Annotated in this window: 18 protein-coding genes; 4 read left to right on the forward strand and 14 right to left on the reverse strand. The window is 57.8% G+C overall.

Annotation, left to right across the window (positions count from 1 at the left end; translation table 11 throughout):
• Positions 1–7: 7 nt before the first annotated feature.
• The 12 genes from Q669_RS06175 to Q669_RS06230 all read right to left on the reverse strand — a co-directional run bounded on the left by Q669_RS06175 (position 8) and on the right by Q669_RS06230 (position 12743).
• A complete protein-coding gene (locus tag Q669_RS06175) occupies positions 8–313 on the reverse strand; it encodes an STAS domain-containing protein (RefSeq protein WP_036148972.1) in 306 nt (101 codons plus the stop codon).
• A 137-nt stretch (positions 314–450) separates the two neighbouring features.
• Positions 451–894, reverse strand: a complete 444-nt coding sequence (fliJ, locus tag Q669_RS06180; RefSeq protein ID WP_022991623.1) for a flagellar export protein FliJ — start codon at positions 892–894, stop codon at positions 451–453.
• On the reverse strand, positions 894–2285 hold the full coding sequence (gene fliI / locus Q669_RS06185; protein ID WP_036148989.1) for a flagellar protein export ATPase FliI: 1392 nt from the start codon (positions 2283–2285) through the stop codon (positions 894–896). Before fliI ends, fliJ begins: the two co-directional genes overlap by 1 nt.
• Positions 2266–3156, reverse strand: coding sequence for a flagellar assembly protein FliH (locus Q669_RS06190; protein WP_022991625.1), 891 nt, complete (start codon positions 3154–3156; stop codon positions 2266–2268). The genes fliI and Q669_RS06190 overlap by 20 nt, the downstream gene beginning before the upstream one ends.
• Positions 3156–4199 carry a flagellar motor switch protein FliG gene (fliG, locus tag Q669_RS06195; protein ID WP_011785470.1) on the reverse strand — a complete coding sequence of 348 codons (1044 nt, stop codon included), beginning with the start codon at positions 4197–4199 and terminating at the stop codon, positions 3156–3158. Before fliG ends, Q669_RS06190 begins: the two co-directional genes overlap by 1 nt.
• Positions 4192–5898, reverse strand: a complete 1707-nt coding sequence (gene fliF / locus Q669_RS06200; RefSeq protein WP_022991626.1) for a flagellar basal-body MS-ring/collar protein FliF — start codon at positions 5896–5898, stop codon at positions 4192–4194. Before fliF ends, fliG begins: the two co-directional genes overlap by 8 nt.
• 15 nt (positions 5899–5913) lie before the next feature.
• The gene (gene fliE / locus Q669_RS06205) at positions 5914–6282 is read right to left on the reverse strand and encodes a flagellar hook-basal body complex protein FliE (RefSeq protein ID WP_011785472.1); all 369 of its coding nucleotides are present in this window, start codon (positions 6280–6282) and stop codon (positions 5914–5916) included.
• 255 nt (positions 6283–6537) lie between these two features.
• A complete protein-coding gene (locus Q669_RS06210; RefSeq protein ID WP_022991627.1) occupies positions 6538–7983 on the reverse strand; it encodes a sigma-54-dependent transcriptional regulator in 1446 nt (481 codons plus the stop codon).
• 23 nt (positions 7984–8006) lie between these two features.
• The gene (locus tag Q669_RS06215) at positions 8007–9242 is read right to left on the reverse strand and encodes a sensor histidine kinase (RefSeq protein WP_022991628.1); all 1236 of its coding nucleotides are present in this window, start codon (positions 9240–9242) and stop codon (positions 8007–8009) included.
• Between the two features lie 213 nt (positions 9243–9455).
• Positions 9456–10904, reverse strand: a complete 1449-nt coding sequence (locus Q669_RS06220) for a sigma-54 dependent transcriptional regulator (RefSeq protein WP_011785475.1) — start codon at positions 10902–10904, stop codon at positions 9456–9458.
• A gap of 70 nt (positions 10905–10974) precedes the next feature.
• Positions 10975–11304 (reverse strand): hypothetical protein, encoded by a 330-nt coding sequence (locus Q669_RS06225; protein ID WP_022991629.1) that lies wholly within the window; start codon positions 11302–11304, stop codon positions 10975–10977.
• A gap of 80 nt (positions 11305–11384) precedes the next feature.
• A complete protein-coding gene (locus tag Q669_RS06230) occupies positions 11385–12743 on the reverse strand; it encodes a DUF1329 domain-containing protein (RefSeq protein WP_022991630.1) in 1359 nt (452 codons plus the stop codon).
• A gap of 219 nt (positions 12744–12962) precedes the next feature.
• Between Q669_RS06230 and Q669_RS06235 the strand changes: the two genes are divergently transcribed.
• Both Q669_RS06235 and Q669_RS06240 read left to right on the forward strand, forming a co-directional pair.
• Positions 12963–13445: a DUF6586 family protein gene (locus tag Q669_RS06235; protein WP_022991631.1), complete on the forward strand. Its 483-nt coding sequence runs from the start codon at positions 12963–12965 to the stop codon at positions 13443–13445.
• A gap of 57 nt (positions 13446–13502) precedes the next feature.
• A complete protein-coding gene (locus Q669_RS06240; RefSeq protein ID WP_011785479.1) occupies positions 13503–13763 on the forward strand; it encodes a hypothetical protein in 261 nt (86 codons plus the stop codon).
• Between the two features lie 7 nt (positions 13764–13770).
• Here Q669_RS06240 and Q669_RS06245 read toward each other — a convergent pair whose 3' ends face one another.
• Both Q669_RS06245 and lexA read right to left on the reverse strand, forming a co-directional pair.
• Entirely contained in the window at positions 13771–14265 is a 495-nt protein-coding gene (locus tag Q669_RS06245) for a cell division inhibitor SulA (RefSeq protein WP_014421027.1), read from the reverse strand.
• Positions 14266–14304: 39 nt separating this feature from the next.
• A complete protein-coding gene (gene lexA / locus Q669_RS06250) occupies positions 14305–14916 on the reverse strand; it encodes a transcriptional repressor LexA (RefSeq protein ID WP_031210455.1) in 612 nt (203 codons plus the stop codon).
• Between the two features lie 166 nt (positions 14917–15082).
• On the opposite strand from lexA, the gene Q669_RS06255 reads away from it, so the two are divergent.
• Both Q669_RS06255 and Q669_RS06260 read left to right on the forward strand, forming a co-directional pair.
• On the forward strand, positions 15083–16084 hold the full coding sequence (locus tag Q669_RS06255; RefSeq protein ID WP_022991632.1) for an amidoligase family protein: 1002 nt from the start codon (positions 15083–15085) through the stop codon (positions 16082–16084).
• Entirely contained in the window at positions 16077–16814 is a 738-nt protein-coding gene (locus Q669_RS06260) for a gamma-glutamyl-gamma-aminobutyrate hydrolase family protein (RefSeq protein WP_031210454.1), read from the forward strand. The genes Q669_RS06255 and Q669_RS06260 overlap by 8 nt, the downstream gene beginning before the upstream one ends.
• The last annotated feature ends 7 nt before the right edge of the window (positions 16815–16821 follow it).

Genomic DNA, 16821 nt, shown 5'->3' on the forward strand with positions numbered 1-16821 from the left:
AATCGCCTCAGCGAATGCTGAACAACTGCTCGAAATTGGAGATGGAGAGTATTCTGCGAACATCGCTGTTGCAGTTCTCGATGGAGATGCGGGCGCCATCGCCGCCAGCGTGATCCCTTAACAGAAGCAACATGCCCAGAGCCGAGCTGTCGAGGTAGGTGGTGTCTGAAAGATCAATGACGTAGTGGCTGACGGTGGGTTCGCTATGCTCGTAGGCATCCCGAAAGGATTGATGGGTACTGAAATCAAACCGGCCTTCCACGCAAATCGTAAGTGTCTTGCCGTCATCGCTCCGATGTGTCTCTATAGGCATTCCTGAACCTCCCGGCACATTCCACCAATGACTTTCCTTTGCCGCCGGCCATTGATGGCAAGCTTATCTGGTAAAGGATAGCCAAATAAACGGAAATTGCACCCGGGTTATCTGATACAGATCACCGGGGACTACAATTATCGCTGTCGCCGGGCAAAGGCCCGACCGGCAGCTTCGTCCGCCAGTTTCTGGTCGCTGAGATCCCGCTCCCGCTGTTCCTGTTGGCGGCAGGACTCAATGTATTTTTCCATACCACGGCGACGTTCCCAGGCCTGTTGCCACTCCCGGCGCCTGGCTTCAAACACCTGTTCCGCCTGTTGCAGCTGCCGCTGTTGCTGGGCAATCACCTGGTCCAGCTGGGCGATAAAAGCCTGCCAGGCCTGTAGCCGCGCCACAGGCACAACACCCTGCTGGCTCGCGCGGATCTGGTCACGATACTCCTGCTGATAGCGCTCCAGGTTTTCCACCTGTTCGCGATGCGCCTCCACCTGCTTACGGGCCTCACCAAGGCGTTCCAACGCTTCCTGTTCTTTCCGCTCTTCAAGGGAGAGGACAACTTCAAGCCGTTTCGATCGCAGCATCAGACATTATCCCGATTGCCGGCGGGGTTCGGCACCGCCGTCTTTCTTCGTTCCGGTGAACGTCGTTCAGGCACTACTGCCATCAGTTGCTCAATCGCCTCCGTGAGGGGAGCACTCTCATTCAGCCCCTGCTGCAGAAACTGGCTCATATTACCTATGTGCTGGATGGCAAAGTCAGTCTCCGGGTCGGAACCTTTCACGTAGGCACCCACACTGATCAGATCACGGGCCTGCTGATAACGGGAATAGACCTGTTTGAACCTCTGGGCCCGGGAGAAGTGCTCCGGGTCAGTCACCTGGGGCATCACCCGGCTGATGGAAGCTTCCACATCTATGGCCGGATAGTGGCCTTCTTCCGCCAGCCGCCGGGATAACACGATGTGACCATCAAGGATGGCCCGGGCTGCATCGGCAATCGGATCCTGCTGGTCGTCGCCTTCCGTCAGAACGGTATAAAACGCAGTAATGGAACCACCGCCGGGTCGGCCATTGCCTGTGCGCTCAACCAGTTGCGGCAGCTTGGCAAAAACCGAGGGCGGATAACCCTTGGTCGCCGGTGGTTCGCCTACGGCCAGGGCGATCTCCCGCTGTGCCTGGGCATAGCGGGTGAGAGAATCCATTAAAAGAAGAACGCGCTTACCCTGATCGCGGTAGTATTCGGCAATTCGGGTGGTGAGCATGGCAGCGCGCAGGCGCATCAACGGCGAGTCATCTGCCGGAGCGGCTACAACCACGGAACGAGCCAGGCCTTCATCGCCGAGAATGTCCTCGATGAATTCCTTAACCTCCCGGCCCCGTTCACCAATCAACCCAACCACGGTAATGTCTGCATCCGTGAACCGGGTCATCATTCCCAGCAGCATACTCTTACCGACACCACTGCCGGCAAACAGGCCGAGACGCTGCCCCTGCCCTACGGTCAGCAACGCGTTGATTGCACGGATTCCCACATCCATGGACTGGCGCACCGGAGCCCGGTTCAATGGGTTGATGATGTCGCCGGTCAGCTGCACTCTGGCCTCTGCCTGCAACGGTCCCTTGCCGTCCAGCGGGTCGCCAGCACCATTCACCACTCGCCCCAGCATTTGCGGGCCAACCGGTACCCTGCTGGCCGAGGCCAGAGGAATCACCCGGGCTCCGGGCTTGAGACCTTCGATGGCGGTCAGCGGCATCAGGTAGACCTTATCTTCCTCAAACCCCACCACTTCCGCTTCCACACTGGTGGCGCTATCACCCTGAATCAGACAACGGTCCCCCACCACCATCGGGCAACCCACGCACTCCAGCGTGAGACCCACCATGCGCGTAAGCCGTCCAGACAATTCTGGCGCCGGCTCGTCGCTGATGGCCCCCTGAAGCTGCCGTAACCGTTCAGCCAGGCGTGACGTCATCGTCCCGGCCCTGGTCGTTGAATTCGTCAGACTCGGATTCTGGCGGTGATGTCATGCCCGAATCACTCAGCACATCCCGGTGAAAATCGGTCAGCTCCCCCATACTGGGTGCCAGCTCCTCCTGATCCGGACCGGCAGGCTCCGCCAGCTGTTCTTCCAGCATACCCTGAACCACCCGCTGGAAGCGCTTCTCCACGGTGTAATCCACCAGACTATGGCGCGATTCCACTTTACAACCACCAGGCATGAGAGAGTCGTCCTCAATGAGGACCGCCGGTGATTCCAGGCGCTCTGTGACTTCCCGTACCGGCTCGATATCGTCGGGGTGAATATGAATGCGTAGATTATCGGCGGTAGAGGGCAGTGACGACAGAGCCCGACGCACCACCTGGCGAATCTGGGAGGAATCAATGCTGAGCTCACGGAAGACCACCGCCCGGGCCAACACCGTAGTGAGGTTGACCAGCACCGCTTCCAGCTCGTCTTCATGGCGCTCGATGGGCAACAACAGCTCTCCCATCAGATGCTCCAGCCGTTCCATCCGGGAGGCAACTTCCTGACGCGTCTGCTCCGCTGCCTGCTGCTCGCCCTCGCTCCGCCCCTCCGCCTCGCCTGCGGCGTAGCCATCTTTGTGCCCGTCTGCGCGACCCTGTTCAAAGCCTTCCGCGTAACCGGCCTGCCGGCCCTCCTGAAAACCGTCCTCGCGGGCAGCCTGGCGAATCTCTTCCAGGTCGGCCGCGGTCAGCGGCTTGACTTCCTCTTCCTCGACAACCTGGTTTCCGCGCTCATCAAGCAGAGGCAATTCCCACCGTTCCCAGGCGGTCATCTGTTCTTTCGGTATGCGCTTGCTGTCCTGATCGGAATCTTTCATCACATCATTTCTTCGCCACTACCACCCAGCGAGATCTCGCCGGCTTCAGCCATACGGCGAGCAACGGTGATAATGTCTTTCTGGGCCGCTTCGACTTCGCTGACCTTGACCGGCCCCTTGGCTTCCAGATCATCCTGCAGCAACTCCGCAGCACGCTTGGACATGTTCTTGAAGATCTTCTCCTTGACGGCTTCGTCGGCACCTTTGAGCGCAACCACCAGCACCTCGGAGGACACCTCTCGAAGCAGCGCCTGAATACCCCGATCATCGATATCCTTGAGGTTATCAAACACGAACATGAGGTCTTCAATGGTGGACGCCAGATCAGGATCCATGTCTTTGATGGAATCCATCAACGAGCCCTCAATCCCGCGATCCATGAAGTTCATGATATCGGCCGCTCGCTTCACACCACCAATCCGACTGGTCTGGGAGGCCGCGCCACCGGAGAACTGCTTCTCAAGGATGTCGTTCAGTTCCTGCAGGGCCTGTGGCTGAATGCTTTCCAGCGACGCCACCCGCATCATCACATCCAGTCGCACTTTTTCATCAAGTGTGCCAAGAATTTCAGCGGCCTGGTCCGGGTCTAGGTAGGAGATAACAATGGCCTGAATCTGGGGATGCTCGTAACGGATAATATCGCCCACAGCCCGGGGCTCCATCCACTTAAGAGTATCCAGGCCGGTGGTATTGCCGCCAATCAGGATTCGGTCAATCAGGCTCGCGGCCTTGTCATCACCCAGCGCCTGGGTGAGCATCGCCCGGATATAATCGTCATTACCAACCCCCAAACCGGTCTGGCCGCCGACAGCGTCCACAAACTGGTTAAGCACGTAGGTGACGTCGTCCTTGCTGACGTCTTTCATCTGCGCCATGGCGACGCCAACCCGCTGAACCTCTTTCGGCCCCATGTGCTTGAGCACCTCAGCAGCGTCCGCTTCACCCAGAGACATCAGCAGGATCGCTGCCTGCTCCACTCGCGGAATCTTGCGCTGCGGCTTTTTCGGGGCATCCCCCTGCAACTGGCCGTTTTCTTCAGTCATCGACGTTCACCCACTGGCGCATAACCTGTGCAACCCTGGCGGGATCTTCCGCAATCAGGCCTTTGAGTGCATTCAACTGTCTATCATAGCTGTCTGTGGCGCCCGGCAAAAGCAGGTCATCCTGAGACGACATGGCATCGCGTAGTGCCTGCCCGCCTTCGATATCAGCAAGGCCACCATACTCCCCCTCTTCTCCGCCTTCACCACGCTCGCGGCGGCCGCCACCGGACAGCGTCTTCAGGGTGGGGCGCAGCAAGCCAAGAACCAGAATCAGAATGACCAGTCCTGCCAATACCTGCTTCATCAAATCCCAGAACCAGGGCTGCTCCCAGAAGCCCGGAGCTTCAAACTCCACCGCTTCCTCTGGGGCAAACGCCGTATTCATGACGGTAACGCTGTCTCCGCGGGGCGCGGAATAGCCAACCGCATCACGCACCAGCATGCTCAGCCGTTGCAGTTCGGCCTCTGGCCAGGGTTGATAGCTCACCTCGCCGGTTTCCGGGTCGACCACTTTCATGTCATCCACGGCAAGGGCCACGGTCACCCGCTTGACCGCACCCAGCTCCTGACGGGTGTAGCTGACGGTACGATCCAGTTCATAGTTCCGGGTGGATTCACTCCGGACATTCACCGGCGGAGCTGCAGGAGCGCCATCTTCCCCTGGGGCGGCAGTGGCCTGCTCCGGAACCGTCGCAGCCCCTGGCGGCTGATTGGCCAGCGCACCGGGAATGCCACCCTGGGCTCCCGCCACACGCTGCTCAGACAACTCGCGCTCACTGCGCACCGCCTGTTGCTCCGGATTGTATAACTCCTCGGCACGCTCGACCGCAGAGAAGTCGAGGTCGGCGGTGACTTCCGCGCGGTAACGCCCTTCCCCGACAATCGGGCCAATCAATGAGGCGACACGGCGGGTCAGCCGCTCTTCAACCCTGGACGTGTATTCATACTGGTCTTTCATCCGGTCTGTTTCGGCCTGAACCTCATCGCCCGTCAACAGATTGCCGTTCTGGTCAACCACGGTCACCTGATCCCGGTTCATCATCGGAATGCTGCCGGCCACCAGGTTGACGATGGCCCGAATCTGTTCAGGCTCAGGGCGACGGCCCGCAAACACTTCAAGGAATACCGAGGCGGTCGGTTCACGGGCATCCCGGATAAACACCGAACGCTCGGGAATGGCCAGGTGCACCCGGGCATTTCGAACACCACGCATGGCGGCGATGGTCCGGGCCAGTTCGCCCTCCAGTCCGCGCCGGTAGCTGATGGTTTCCATGAACTGGGACGTTCCCAGACCACGTTCCTGGTCCAGCAACTCATAACCCATGGTCTTCTGGTCGGTTACGCCTTCAGCAGCAAGCTTGAGGCGCGCGCTATAGACCTGTTCAGACGGCACCAGCAATGCTCCGGTGCGGGGGTCCATCTTGTAATCGATACCATTGCTGTCGAGGATGGTGGTCACGTCCTGCGGGTTGTAGGCAGACAGATCCCCCACCACCGGCTGGTAATTGGGCTCCTGAGCCCAGAGCACCACAGCCACACCCAGTGCCACACTGGCGGCCAGCCCCACCATAAGCCCGACCTGGCGGAGCAGATTCAATCGGTTGAACCCGAGCAAAAGATTGCTACGGCTCTCAGGAGTATCACTCTCCTGGGTAGCCGGCAGGTCAGAGGCGGCGGTTTCCGCGGGTACGCTTGCCATGCTGTTGCTCCGTTATCAGATCGGCATATTCATGATGTCTTCATAGGCGCGCACGACCCGGTTACGCACCTGGGTCAGAGCCTCGAAAGACACGGAAGATTTCTGGGCAGCAATCATTACCCGGGTAATGTCCACGTTTGGATCGCCCATTTCGTAGGCCGTCCTGAGTTCACTGGCCTGACTCTGGACCTCGTGTACATTGTTGACGGCCTTGCCCAGCATATCGCTGAAGCTGGGAACTTCCTGGGTTTCCTGAACCTGTCGTGGGCCATCGATGCGGCCACGTACGGACTGATCCTGTTCAATCCTCTGGTTCTGCATCATCTGGGTACGCAGATTCCGGATCTCAGACAGAACATTGTTTATGTCGGCACGTTGAACCATCACACTCTCCCGGCGGCCCCGTCGGGCCTGTACTTGTTGCTGACTCAAATGAACTGAAAGCAAGCAACAGGCCAGAAACAATTAAACCATTTATTTCAACGGGTTAATAAATCATTTTACAGTGGAAGGCGTCTACGTGACAAAGAATTGACAGGAGTGAAACCAGACCGAAAAAGAAGACCAGGCAGGCGGGTAAAAAAACGGCACCCCGAAGGGTGCCCGAAGGAGTATCAGGTCGACAACAAAGGCCCTGACTCAGGCCATGGCCAGCTCCGCATCAAGATCGATACCGGCATCTCGCATCTGGGCCAGTTTGTAACGAAGCGTTCGCGGGCTGATGCCCAACTGCTCCGCTGCCCGGTTGCGCCTGCCACGCTCTTTCTTGAGGGTCTGGATAATAATACGGAACTCCTGTTGGCGCAGATCATCTCCGAGTGAGCCAATCGCCTCATCAGCCGCTGAATCCGCTTCCAGCCCCGCCTCGGGGTCTGGCAAGTCGGCCGCTGGGACCTCAATGGATCTGGCGGAAATGGCCGGCTCGGCGGGTGCAGCAAAGTCAGCGGCACCGGTAATCCCAAGCTCCAGACAAAGATCGCCGGCGTGGATTACATTACCCTGATGCAACACCAGCGCCCGCTGAATGGCATTGTCCAGTTCCCGGACATTACCCGGCCAGGCATGAGCCATCAGTGCCTTACGGGCATCCTCGGCCAGGGTGATGCCGGTCAGCTTCATCTTGCGGCAATGTTTTTTCAGCAGTGAGCGGGCCAGGGGCAGAATATCCAGCGGCCGCTCCCGCAGGGGCTGCCACCGCATCGGGAACACCGTCAATCGATAATAAAGGTCTTCGCGGAACTTGCCCTCGCGCACGTAGTCCGCCAGATCACGGTTTGTGGTCGCCAGCACACGAACATCCAGCTGAATGGTCTTGCGACCACCGACGCGCTCCACTTCCCGCTCCTGCAACACTCGCAGCAGCTTGGACTGCAAACCAAGATCCATTTCGGAAATCTCGTCCAACAGGATGGTTCCGCCATTGGCCTGCTCGAATTTACCTGGGGAGGCTGCAACGGCACCCGTGAATGCACCTTTCTCGTGACCGAACAGTATGGCCTCCAGCATATTCTCCGGAATAGCGGCACAGTTGATCGCGACAAACGGCTCATCCGCTCGGGGTGACTGCTGATGGATATAGCGGGCCAACACTTCTTTACCGGTACCACTCTCACCGGAAATCATCACTGTGGAATCACTGGCCGCCACTTTCGCGGCCAACTGGAACATGCGTTTGCTGACAGGATCCTCAGCCACCGGCTCATCGCCAGCCTTCTGGCGGCTTCCGCCCACGACCCGACTGACCGCTTCCACCAGAACCTGAGGCTCAAACGGCTTGACCAGATAATCGATGGCACCGGATTGCATGGCAGACACCGCGTGGCTGATCTGGCCGTACGCGGTAATCAGCATCATGGGCAGCCCCGGATACAAGCGCTGAACTTCCGCCAACAACTCATGGCCGGACATGCCGGGCATATTGACATCGCTGACCACCATATCGACCGGCGCCCGGGCCAGGCTTGCCAGCGCATCTTCAGCGCTGGCCGCTTCCCGCACCTGGAATTTCGCCAGTTCCAGCGTCGTTACCAAAGCTTCGCGCAGGTCGTGGTCATCTTCCACAATCAGAATCTGGGCCTTTGCCATGCTATGCACCTCCAACCTGTTCTTTAAAACCGGGCTGTCAGAATAGGCAGCCGAACTATCGCGTCGGCGCCTTGCTGTCCGGGGGATGAAATCGAAAACTCGCCCTGATGGGCCTTGACCACAGCCTGCACCACGGCCAGCCCGAGGCCGGTGCCATGGGACTTGGTGGTGTAGAAGGCTTCCATAATCCGACCTGCCTCACCAGGCTCGAACCCAGGTCCATTATCGGAAACCCGGATTTCCAGGCGGCCAGAGGTAGCGGAAACGACGATTGAAACGTCGGCTGCCCCCGCCTCCAGACTGTTATTCACAAGATTGGTACAGGCGCCGACCAGGGCATCGCGATTGCACATCAGCCGGCAAGGCGTCTGCACCTGGTTGTCCAGGGTCACCTGCACGCCTGGCGCAAGCTTGAGTCCATCAACAGCAGACTCGAGCGCTTCCACCAGGCGCGACGAATCCAGCTCTTCCGCCAGTCGGGTTTCACCGCGGGCGAAGATCAACATGTCGCGAACCTGCTGTTCCAGATGGGTCAGGCGGGACATCAGCCGGGAAGCGCAACGTTGACGTAGCTCCTCATCGAGATCCGGCTGGCTCAGATGACCACCATAGAGAATGGCGGCGGACAGCGGTGTGCGAATCTGGTGGGCCAGGGACGCAACCATCTTACCCATGGCAGAGAGGCGCTGGGCATGAGCCAGTTGCGACTGGAGCTGGCGCGTTTCAGTCAGATCGGTCAGCAGGATCAACTGACCCGGCTGATTCTCCATGGTACGGATCTCAATGCTGACCCGGCGACCATCCTTCAGGGACACCTCATGGCCATCGTCGTTACGGGGCGCGAAACAGCGGCGGATAACGTCAATCCAGCGCTCGCCCTCAAGCGGCTCGCCGAGCAAGGCAATGGCGGCCGGGTTGTTCTGGCTGACAGTGCCATGCTTGTCCAGCACCACCACACCCGCAGGCAGGGCATTGAGCAAGGTAGACAGGCGATCTGCCAGCTGCTCTTTCTGCTCCAGCTCCTGCTGGCGCTGCCGCGATTCATAAGACAGCTCACCCGACAGCTGGTTCACCCGAGACTCGAGTGTGCGATAGGAATCGGTAATCTGCCGAGACATGCGATTGAACAGTTCCAGCGCAGAATCTACAGCCTCATCGTCCTGCTGCGGAAACAGTGCTGTCACCTTGTCGTTGACATCAGCCGCAGCGTTGGCATCCGGCTGGTGGCGGGACTCCATAACGACATGTGCGTGGCTCATAACCTTTCCCCCTGACAGGCCCGGCGGGGCCATCAATACTTTTGTTCGGAAAGGTTAAAGCTAACAGCGTGCCAATTAGTATTTATTGTTTATTTTCAAACAGTAACGAAATCAACGATACCCAGGGTGACGAATTACCGTCGGCCAGAAACAACAATGGCGTCGCAGGTTACAAACCTTTGACGCCACCTTTTACCGGCAACCCCGGTGTCATCAGGCTTCTTCTGAGTCGTCCCTCAGACCATACTTTCGCACTTTCTCCACCAGCGTCGTGCGCCGTATCCGCAGCTTCTCGGCAGCGCGGGCTACTACGCCGCTGGCTTCATCAAGAGCCTGCTGAATCAACTGCTTTTCAAGATTGGAGAGATAATCCTTCAGATCAATGCCGTTCACCGGCAGCAACGCTGGCGCATCCAGCCCCACCAGGCCTGGTATGGAAGAGGGCATACCGGAATCCTCTACCGGGCGATTCTCGTCATAATCATCCACATAGCGGAACTTCTTCGGCAATTCCTGCACTCCGATCACGCCATAGGGATGCATGATGGCAAGACGCTCCACCAGGTTAGCCAGCTCACGGACATTGCCCGGCCAATCATGACGACACAGGCTCATGATGGCCGCCGAGTTCATCCGCAATGAACCACGCTTCTCTTTTTCCATCCGGGAAATCAGCTCGTTGATCAACAGTGGAATGTCTTCGACTCGCTCCCGGAGTGCCGGCATTTCGATGGGGAACACGTTCAGCCGGTAGTACAGATCCTCCCGGAAATCACCGGATTCAATCATGTCCTCAAGATGCTTGTGGGTCGCCGCAATCACCCGTACGTCAGCGGTCTGGGTGCGGTTACTGCCCACTTTTTCAAAGGTGCGCTCTTGCAGAACCCGCAGTATCTTCACCTGCATGTTCAGGGGCATATCGCCAATTTCATCCAGGAACAAGGTTCCGCCTTCCGCCATCTCAAAGCGCCCTACCCTCGCCGTAATGGCACCGGTAAACGCGCCTTTCTCATGGCCAAAGAGCTCGCTTTCCAGCAGCTCTGCCGGAATGGCACCACAGTTCACCGGCACAAAGGGCTTATCGCGGCGGGAAGAATGGTAATGCAGATTGCGAGCAACCACTTCCTTCCCAGTACCGGACTCTCCGGTAATCAGCACGCTCACATCCTTGTCGGCCACCTGCTCCATCAACTGGCGCACTTGCTGGACTTTACGACTGGTTCCCACAAGGCTGCGGAACAGCTGCACACCACGCTGCTGGCCGCGCTGCTGGTTGCGGCTGAACTGGTCCCGATAGATCTGTGCGCGGTACAGGGAATCCACGAACTTGGTGTAGTTCAGCGGCCATTCCATCCGCGCAATCACTCGTGCCGCATCGTCCTCTGACAAACCCTTGAGCTCAGGGTCGCCAACCAGCAACACTGGCACACCCGTCATGGCCCGGCATACCTGCTCTATGGCGGAACAGGCGCCGGATTCGGTGCCGTTGACGACCGCCACTGAAACACTATCCCAGGCCTGATCATCGTCACTCGCCAAAAGCGCCAAAGCCTCGTCGCCGGAAATCACCTGCTCTTCACCGACAAACTCCAGAATGGTGACCAGATCTCGTCGCCTGGTTTCATCCTCACTCAGCACCAGCACTTTGTTATTTTTGGACATTCACAGGAATCTCTTCATGGATTTGTGCGGTATTTAAGACCGTATGCCGGCCCGAGTCAATTTTATGACGCTATCTTTGACGATTCGAGGAGACGTTCTGATAGGTTTTGGCGGCGTTACGGTTCTGGCTGACCCCCTTCAATGAGGCTTTCGCCTCGTCGCGGGCCTTCACAGCGGCGGCATCGGCCTCGGCCACAAAACGATTCAGCGCTTCCAGTCGCTCTCGCACCAGTGTGGCATCAAGTCGGCCCTGCTCGAGCTCAGCCATCAACGGTTCCACCGTCGGTCGAACCCGAGCATTAAGCTGGCCCAATCGTTCCCAATCCTGGTTGTCCAGGGCCAGGGTTAATTCGTCTTGAAGCTGATCCAGATCGGAAAGGAGGTTTTCAGGGTTGGCCATCAGCAATCTCCGTGGTCTGCGGGACAGACTGGCCAACGAAAGGGCACCACCGGAAGCGATGGCGCCCCGCAAGCGGACGGTTAACGCCGTGCAGCGCGACGGGCCGCAGAGGCGGTAAACTCGTTACCACGATACCCCGGCGCGAAATCATAGGCGGGGTAACCATTGTCCAGACCATCAATGTAATAACGGTTTGCCTTCAGATCATACGTCATTTCCATGGTGGTCCAGAAGACCGGCTCGCTGTAGTAGCTGATATTGTGAGCCTCGGAAACGCGCCATAGCTCGCCTTTCTCGTTGTACTCCTCAGAGACCAGAATCTGCCAGCTATCTTCGTCAATGTAGAACACACGGCGCTCGTAAATATGGCCAATACCGGTACGACGCTTGGCCTCTACCACCCACACCCGATGCAGCTCATAGCGAGCAAGACTCTGGTTGATGTGGTTGGGGCGGATGACATCCTCAGGGCGAACACTGGAATCGTGAAGCTTGTATCCGTTGTAGGGAACCAGCAGCTCCCGTTTACCTTTGAGTTCCCAGTCATACTGGTTTGGAGCGCCGTTATACATATCTTTCTGGTCTACCGAACGCAGAGAGGACGAATTCGGCAGGTCTGTCTCGTAGGCCAGGTTCGGAGAACGGCGCAGGCGTCGGGAACCGGCGTCATAACGCCATGCAAGGCGAGGTGAACGAACCTGGTCCAGAGTCTCGTGCACCAGGGTGATGGTGCCCGCCAGCGTGGTCGGGGCGATCGTCTCTGTTTTCAGGTAGAAGATCTTGTTGTCGATATCGGCAAGATCCGCGCCTACCTGACTGTACGCGAAGAAATAATCGTAGTGGTTGACCACCGGGTTGAAAGAACCGTCTTCCTGAGGAGTGGCTGAAGCACTTCGGAAGGACACTTCCTCACCGCGATACCGGAGAATGTGGTTCCAGATCGCTTCCAGACCATTCTTCGGAATGGGGAACGGGCTGGTCATGATGGTGTCTCTTACCCCGTTACCATTATCCAAAAGCTCGGCGGTCAGGGCATTCTGGCGAAACTTCTCGTATACATGTTCGGGAAACGCCGCTGTCCGACGTGTTTCATACACCGGCATGAAAAATGCCGGGCCATATTGCTCCAGCATCCGGATGTGGCCGTCCGACAACTTATCCCGGTAAAGATCAAGGTTATCCCCCGTCACCACATACAGGGCGTCATCGCCAGGGAACGGATTGATTTCTACAGACCCCTCGCGCCAATTCGCCGGTGGCGTGGCAAGCCCGCCATCCCAGGCTGGAATGGTGCCCGCCGCGTTGCCCGCGCGCTCGGCACCAACCGGTGTCAGCTCATTGTTCAGGCGCGCGGCTTCAGCCTGTGTTACCTTTGCCAGCAGCGGACTGGACGCCCCCATAACAGCAACTGCGATGGCAGCAATAAATCGGTTTCGCATCCTCAACCTCCAGCGTGAGTCACATGAGTGGTCAATACTCACCCAATTTGACGCTCTTTGTGCCAGTTTCAAACGCCCGTTTCAAGTGGTTGTTTGTAGTTTCTTGTGACAAGAGCATTTCCACAAAGCGGATAGAGCGAGAAATAAACAGCCAAAAATGATAAACTCCCAAAGTTTTACCGGCCCTGTTTCTCTGGTTTTTCGTTCGCAGGTTTCCTCATGGCATCACAATGGCACACCCTGGTTTCGCAAAAGCTGTTTCTGGCCAAAACGTTACTAGTCCGGGTTGAACAAGACGAAGCGGCGACTGCGCCAGAACGAGAAGCCCAACTGCAAGGTGCCATTGAGTTGTTGCTGCGGGCTCGCGGACTCCTGCTGGTAATGATTGCCCGATGTCACCAGAACAAGGTCGACAGACCGGCCTCCATTGACGAGCTGGAGGCGCTGTTTCCCTATGCGATTGCGGAAGGCGGGATGTTGAAGGAACTGGCTGAAACACCAGGCAGCTGGTGGCAACAGCTGAATCAGTTGGAGGCTGCCGCTGGAGAACCGCCCAAGACACGGAAAACCGTGACGGAAGAAAACATCATTGCGGTTTCGGCGGATCAGGGGCCAGATCGGTCCATTCAGGCTCTGAACAAGATACTGGCTGCCATGACCGTATTGACCAGAGAGATAGACGAGCAACACAGCGAGTGGTAATCCGCCTGCCGGAGCCAATCCATTAACATACGCTGACAGCAGATATAGGTTGAATGAATGTCACCTTCGTTTTTTGAAATTGTACAACTCGCCGACGGCGACTACGCGCTTCGCCGGATTGATGACGACGCAGCTCCACTTGTGCGCATCTCATTCTCTGACGAGGCCAGAGAAATGCTGGAAGACCGGGACATGAACGTCGCCAAGGCGATGATTGCCGCTGGCATCGAGGCCGCTGGCAACATCAGCCACGACATTGACTGGGAAGAGGACGAAGGCGAGTTCGCCGACAATCAGCCCCACTACACCTTGCATTGAGCACCCGTTATCTCTGGCGCAACACCACACCGTGGCTATTACCCTTGGCAGATGCCTTTTGCAAGGTTTCCAGCGCTGCACGGCCCAGCTTGTGAGTCCAGAGCACAACGGCATGGCAGGTGCCTGCGCCCAGCGCTCGCTCAGCCAACTCTTGTGCCGGGAATTCTGCCGTTGACCGCAACACAAGAATCTCACTGGCCACAATGCCGTGCATTTTCTGCCACTTGGCCACCAGGGACTGGGGAGGATCAATCCACGCCAGCCAACGTTTCTCCTGGTTGAGTTGTGTGAGCATTGGCAGCAGCAACTGGAAATTCTCCACCTGCTCCTCCGGAAGAATAATCTCGGTAACATTGCCACCGAAGCCAGACGCTGAACGTCGCTCCGAACCGGACGCTGCTGCCCTGGCCGCCGGTGCCCTTTGGCCAGAGGAAACCGCGCCAGCCGCAACAACAGCTGCCGGCTGAAATGCCATGTTCTGAGTGAAGCTCAACTGTTCCATTACTCACCTACCTGCGCCATGCGCTGCCGAATACGGTATTCAGTGAAGATCGGAGCGGCGGATAACGCCTACGCCGAGACCTTCAATAAACAATTCCTGCTCCGCGAGATCGACTTCAATCGGAGCAAACTCCTCATTCTCTGCAATCAGCCAGACCTTGTTGCCTTCCCTGCGGAAACGCTTGACGGTGACCTCCTCTCCGACACGAGCGACAACAATCTGACCGTTATGGACATCCTGGGTACTGTGCACCGCCAGTAAGTCACCATCCAGAATCCCGATGTCTTTCATGCTCATCCCCCGTACCCGCAAAAGGTAATCTGCTGAAGGAGAGAAGAAGCCCGGCTGCAGCGTGCAGTGATCTTCAATATGTTCCTGCGCCAGAATCGGGCTGCCGGCGGCAACCTGCCCGATGACAGGGAGGCCCAGATCCTCTTCGGCCTCCGGCAAGCGAATGCCCCGGCTGGCCCCCGGGACCATCTCTATGGCGCCCTTCCTTGCCAGAGCCCTCAGATGTTCTTCCGCCGCGTTGGCGGAACGGAATCCCAGCTCTGCGGCAATTTCAGCCCTGGTGGGCGGGTAGCCGGTTTCATCCACGTAACGTCGGATAATGTCCAGCACCTGGGATTGTCTTGCGGTCAGTTTCATCAGTCGGGCTCCGGAATTTCGATCCTGTTTTTTTATACAGTGAACTGACTATATACAGTGTTTTATCCAGTGTAAAGCCCTCTACGTTTCGTTTCCTTCCTGTAACGGGCGACCAACAGCCTGTATGTTATGGTGACGCAAACCAGACACAGGGAAGCCACACACAACCATGACCGCACACGACCGCTGCAAGATGCCGGAACAAACGACAAACCGGGACGGCCAGGAACGAAAAGTCGGGGTTGAGATTGAACTGTCCGGCCTGACCTACGAGGCCCTGGTCCAGCATGCCGCCCGATTGCTTGGGGGCGAGCCGGAGCTGACATCCCGTTATGTCACCCGACTGGATACGGACGCCGGAGCATTCACCATTGAGCTGGACTCTGATCCTATCAAAGACCTGGATCTTGCCGACGAGCGGCTCCCGGAATCCATTCGGGAACTCGGCAACCACGCCATGGACGTCATTGATTTTGCCGCCGAGAAGATTGTGCCGTTAGAGATTGTGGGGCCACCGCTCGCAATGTCGGCTCTGGGCATGATCGAAAATCTGGTAGACGAACTGCGAGACCTGGGTGCTGAAGGCAGCCGGGAGGCCATCTATTTTGCGTTCGGGCTTCAACTTAACCCGGAACTGCCCGATCTTGAACCAGAGACCCTGGTACGTTACCTGCAGGCGTTCGCACTGCTGTATGACTGGCTCAAGTCCCGGCATCAGCTGGATATCAGCCGGAAGTTCACCACCTACATCGAGCCCTGGAGCAGCCGCTACACAGACAAGCTGATGGCGGACGATTACCGTCCTGACCTGGACACACTGATGAGGGACTATCTGCACTACAACCCTACCCGGAACAAGGCATTGGATCTTCTGCCACTGTTCGCTCATCTGAACGAATCGCTGTTGTCCGAATACGTTCAGGACCCCAGGATCAAAAGTCGTCCTACTCTGCACTACCGGCTGCCGGATTGTGATATCGACAATCCCAATTGGCACTTCTCCACAGTCTGGAACGATTGGGTAGTGCTGGAGCAGCTTGCCAACAACCGTCAGGATCTTGATGCCCTGCGGGGCGAATTCCACGACTCCCGGAAGTTCAGCTTCCGCAATCTCACCCGCTCCTGGCGTGAGACCACCGATGAATGGCTGCATCAGCACGGTTATGTCTGACTGGGAAAGCGAAACGGACATCCCCGGCCTCACCATCGGCATCAGTGGCCCGGCCCGGCGAAGTATGGCCCATCGGCTGATCAGCCTGGGCCTGCGCCTGCATGGCGCCAGAACACACTACATCCGCCCGGGCGACCGTACCAACGTCGAACTACTGGACGGGCTGGTACTCTCGGGCGGCACCCACGTGCATCCGGGCCGCTATGGTCAACAACCCCAGGTGACGGCCAGGTATGACCTGAAACGGGATGCTACCGACACCGAGCTTCTCCGCCAGGCGGAGGCGATTAACATTCCGGTGCTGGGTATCTGCCGCGGTGCACAGTTTATCAACGTCTTTCACGGCGGGTCCCTGTGCCAGAACGTTACCCCGTTGCGGGTACATACCCGACATCGACCTTTGTTATTACCCCTCCAAACGGTTCGCCTGGTCCGGGACAGCCGTCTGGGAGGCCTGATGTACAGCCACGTGATTGGCGCCAACCGCATTCACAGCCAGGCCATCAAGCGCCTTGGACAGAATCTCAGAGTGACGGCCGTGGACAACGACCTGTTTGTGCAGGCCATCGAAAACACCGGCCGACAATGGTTGATGGGAGTGCAATGGCACCCCGAATACCTGCTTTACCACACCGGGCACCGTCGCATCTTCAGCCACTTTGTGCACGCTGCCCGGGCCCGGAAACTGGAACGACTGGATAACCGGGAAGGCCAGGAGTTCCACTCATAAGGAGAAT

This window comes from Marinobacter sp. C1S70, assembly GCF_000475355.1.
In the GTDB taxonomy this organism is placed as follows: Bacteria; Pseudomonadota; Gammaproteobacteria; order Pseudomonadales; family Oleiphilaceae; genus Marinobacter; species Marinobacter nauticus.

What these genes read in the sequence shown, in the direction of transcription:
- Q669_RS06175 (WP_036148972.1), bottom strand. Translation starts at nt 313, where the DNA reads ATGCCTATAGAGACACATCGGAGCGATGACGGCAAGACACTTACGATT.
- fliF (WP_022991626.1), bottom strand. Translation starts at nt 5,898, where the DNA reads ATGGCAAGCGTACCCGCGGAAACCGCCGCCTCTGACCTGCCGGCTACC.
- Q669_RS06245 (WP_014421027.1), bottom strand. Translation starts at nt 14,265, where the DNA reads ATGGAACAGTTGAGCTTCACTCAGAACATGGCATTTCAGCCGGCAGCT.
- Q669_RS06190 (WP_022991625.1), bottom strand. Translation starts at nt 3,156, where the DNA reads ATGAAAGATTCCGATCAGGACAGCAAGCGCATACCGAAAGAACAGATG.
- Q669_RS06210 (WP_022991627.1), bottom strand. Translation starts at nt 7,983, where the DNA reads ATGGCAAAGGCCCAGATTCTGATTGTGGAAGATGACCACGACCTGCGC.
- Q669_RS06260 (WP_031210454.1), top strand. Translation starts at nt 16,077, where the DNA reads ATGTCTGACTGGGAAAGCGAAACGGACATCCCCGGCCTCACCATCGGC.
- Q669_RS06255 (WP_022991632.1), top strand. Translation starts at nt 15,083, where the DNA reads ATGACCGCACACGACCGCTGCAAGATGCCGGAACAAACGACAAACCGG.
- Q669_RS06220 (WP_011785475.1), bottom strand. Translation starts at nt 10,904, where the DNA reads ATGTCCAAAAATAACAAAGTGCTGGTGCTGAGTGAGGATGAAACCAGG.
- Q669_RS06215 (WP_022991628.1), bottom strand. Translation starts at nt 9,242, where the DNA reads ATGAGCCACGCACATGTCGTTATGGAGTCCCGCCACCAGCCGGATGCC.
- Q669_RS06225 (WP_022991629.1), bottom strand. Translation starts at nt 11,304, where the DNA reads ATGGCCAACCCTGAAAACCTCCTTTCCGATCTGGATCAGCTTCAAGAC.
- Q669_RS06240 (WP_011785479.1), top strand. Translation starts at nt 13,503, where the DNA reads ATGTCACCTTCGTTTTTTGAAATTGTACAACTCGCCGACGGCGACTAC.
- Q669_RS06230 (WP_022991630.1), bottom strand. Translation starts at nt 12,743, where the DNA reads ATGCGAAACCGATTTATTGCTGCCATCGCAGTTGCTGTTATGGGGGCG.
- fliE (WP_011785472.1), bottom strand. Translation starts at nt 6,282, where the DNA reads ATGGTTCAACGTGCCGACATAAACAATGTTCTGTCTGAGATCCGGAAT.
- fliI (WP_036148989.1), bottom strand. Translation starts at nt 2,285, where the DNA reads ATGACGTCACGCCTGGCTGAACGGTTACGGCAGCTTCAGGGGGCCATC.
- fliG (WP_011785470.1), bottom strand. Translation starts at nt 4,199, where the DNA reads ATGACTGAAGAAAACGGCCAGTTGCAGGGGGATGCCCCGAAAAAGCCG.
- Q669_RS06235 (WP_022991631.1), top strand. Translation starts at nt 12,963, where the DNA reads ATGGCATCACAATGGCACACCCTGGTTTCGCAAAAGCTGTTTCTGGCC.
- fliJ (WP_022991623.1), bottom strand. Translation starts at nt 894, where the DNA reads ATGCTGCGATCGAAACGGCTTGAAGTTGTCCTCTCCCTTGAAGAGCGG.